This window comes from Rhizobacter sp. P2_H2 (assembly GCF_056403375.1).
Window position 1 is genome coordinate 1 of sequence record NZ_JBFUFP010000729.1, and the last position, 2,832, is coordinate 2,832.

At 71.9% G+C, this 2,832-nt stretch carries 2 protein-coding genes; one reads left to right on the forward strand and one right to left on the reverse strand.

The features are described from left to right. Nucleotides 1-811, reverse strand: an 811-nt coding sequence (locus AC1D15_RS25380) for a YncE family protein (protein WP_477828166.1), incomplete at its 3' end; no start/stop codon positions are given. A 244-nt stretch (nucleotides 812-1,055) separates the two neighbouring features. On the opposite strand from AC1D15_RS25380, the gene AC1D15_RS25385 reads away from it, so the two are divergent. Continuing rightward, on the forward strand, nucleotides 1,056-2,832 hold a 1,777-nt coding region (locus AC1D15_RS25385; protein ID WP_477828167.1), incomplete at its 3' end, for a winged helix-turn-helix domain-containing protein.

Genomic DNA, 2,832 nt, shown 5'->3' on the forward strand with positions numbered 1-2,832 from the left:
CGTCTTCCCAGCGCCCGTTGGCCTTGTTGAACTTGACGATCAGGCCGACCTCGGGCGCCTGCTTGCCTTCGAAATTGGTCTTCGGGCCGGGGTTGCCTCCGGGCACGATCTTGAAGTTCGGCCCCAGGCACGGCAGGTTCGGGTTGAAGCCGCCGCAGATCATTCCCGCCAGCACGGTGGTGGTCTGGTTGCCCGACTTGAAGGCCGCGACGTAGACGGTGCTGCGGTCGGGGCTGACCGCGAGCGCGCGCGGCGTGTCGCTGAAGAAGGTCATGATGCGCAGCGGCAGGCCGCCGAACGTGCTGCCCAGGCTGGCCGGGTTGAACACCCACACGTCGGCGCGCCCGATGCCGGGCGTCGTGAGCTGCGGGTCGCCGGCACCAGGCACGCCGGCGAGCGACGGGTCGCTGCGCTGCTGCCCGCGGTGCGCAGTGGTGATGAAGGCGCGCTCCGGGTTGCCGGCGAACACGATGTCGCGCGGCTCGTCGCCCACCAGCAGCGTGCGCACCACGCGCGGCGTGCCGCCCAGGTCGACGATGCTGACGCTGTCGGACAGGTGGTTCACCACCCACACCTCGGTGTTGCTGCGCACCGCCACCGAGACCGGTTCCAGCCCCACCGGCACACGGGCGGCAAGTTGCAGGCCGGCGCTGCCGATGCTGAAGACGTCCAGCGTGTTGTTGGGCGTGTTGGCGACGAACAGCCGGCTGCGGTCGGGCGACATCGCCATCGGCCGCACCGGGCCGCTCTCGAACTGCATGAAGGACGGCGCCTGCGCGTACGCCGCCAGTGGCATGAACAACAGGGCCATGACGAGGCCCAGCAGTGACCGCAACGACGACGACAACGACAGGGCAGACCGGGGGCTGCCCCGGCCCGGCATGGGATGCGCTTGCATGTGGTGTCTCCTGGTTTCTTTGTTGGTTGGCGGGCTGCCCAAGGGTGGCTCGCCGCACGATCGTACGGAGCGCCCTGCCGGCGCGCCCCCTCCGCAGGGAGGGGGCGCTACACTCCCGCGCCTCCCCACCAGGGCCTCACCTCCCCCGGCCGCCGCGATGTCAGAAACGACGATCGAGCCCCCGCTGCTGGCGCCCTCCAGCGTCTCGCGACCCGCCTTGATGGCGCGGCTCGATGCCGCCTCGAAGCTGCGCCTGGTGCTGGTGGCCGCGCCGGCCGGCTCCGGCAAGACGACGCTGTTGACGCAGTGGTTCCGCAACCGCAGGCAACGGCGCGCGGTGGCCTGGTTGACGCTGGACGGGCCGGTGCCGGGCCCGCAGGCGCTGGCGACGCGGCTGCTGGCCAGCGTGGCCGCCGCCGGCGTGCAGCCTCCGGCCCGCCCCGGCGCCGATGGTGCGGTGCCCACCCTGCAGACGCTGCTCGCGCAGCGCAGCGGCGACCTGCTGATCGTGATCGACGACGTGCAGCACGCGCAGGACGCGCCCTGCCTCGCATTGCTCGACACGCTGCTGGCAGCGTGCGCCCCGGGTGTGCACTGGGTGCTGTCGGGGCGTTGCGTGCCCGGCCTGAACCTGCCCACGTGGCGGCTGCGCGATCAGCTGGAGGTGCTCGACGGCGGCGACCTGGCGTTCGACCTCGGCCAGGTCACGCAACTCGGCCGCAAGCTGATGCCCAAGCCGCTGAGCCGGGAAGATGCCGAGCGATTGCTGGAGATCACGCAAGGCTGGACGGCGGGCGTCAAGCTCGGACTGCTCGTGCACGGCGTCCACGGCGACTTCGACGGCGGCCACGTCGACATCGCCGCCTACCTGCAGCGCGAGGTGCTGAGCGAGCAGGAGGCGGCCTTGCAGGAGGTCCTGGTCTCGACCAGCATCGTCGACGCGATGACCGCCGAGCTGTGCGATGCGCTGCTCGGCCGCGACGGCTCGCAGGCAGTGCTCGAGCGGCTGGAGCGCCACCAGCTCTTCGTCACCGCGCAGGACAGCCACGGCCTCGCGTTCCGCTACCACCCGCTGTTCCTCGGCTTCCTGCGCAGCCGGCTGGCCGCCGACCCGGCGCGCCAGCGCGCCTTGCACGCACGCGCCAGCCATTGGTATGCCGCGCAGCTGCGCTTCACCGAGGCGCTGACCCATGCCTTCCAGTCCGGCGAACCGGCGTGGTGCGCCGAGCTGATGGAACGCGCCGCCGCACGCTGGCAGCAATCGGGCGACATCGCCGAAGTGGTGCGCTGGTGCGAACGGCTGCAGCCGCAGCAACTGCTGGCCCGGCCGGCGCTGGGCATGACCTTCACCACCTGCCTCGTGCTGTGCCGCCGCTTCGACGAAGCGCGCGCGATGCTGCGCCACCTGGCCGCGGACCCGGCGACGCACGACGGCGCGCCGTTCGGCTTCCACCTGCGCACGCTGCAGCAGATCCTGCAGGCGATGCTCGGCGAGCATGCGGCGCTCGGCGTCGAGATGCCGGCCGCCGACGAGAGCGATGGCGACGCCCAGCTGCGTGGGTTGCAACTGGTCAATCGCGCATATGCGCTGTTCTGCGCGCACCGTTTCGATGCCGCGTGGCGGCTCGCGATGCGTGCGCGCGAGATCCTGCAGCCGATCAGCCCGTACGGCGAGGGCTATGCGAGCAGCGTGCTGGCGATGGTGGAGCGGGCGAAGGGCGATTTCGGCTCGGCCGCGCGCCGCGTGGAAGCGCTGTGGGCCGGCACGCGCCACGGCCCGCGCAATGCGGCGTGGGCGAATGCGGCCACCGCGCTCGCCGTGCTGCGCTACGAGACCAACCGGTTGCCGGAGGCGCGTGCACTGTGCGAGGAGCTGCTGCCGCTGGTGGAGGCCGGCGGCACCTACGAGACGCTGGTGGCGGCCGCGCGCACCC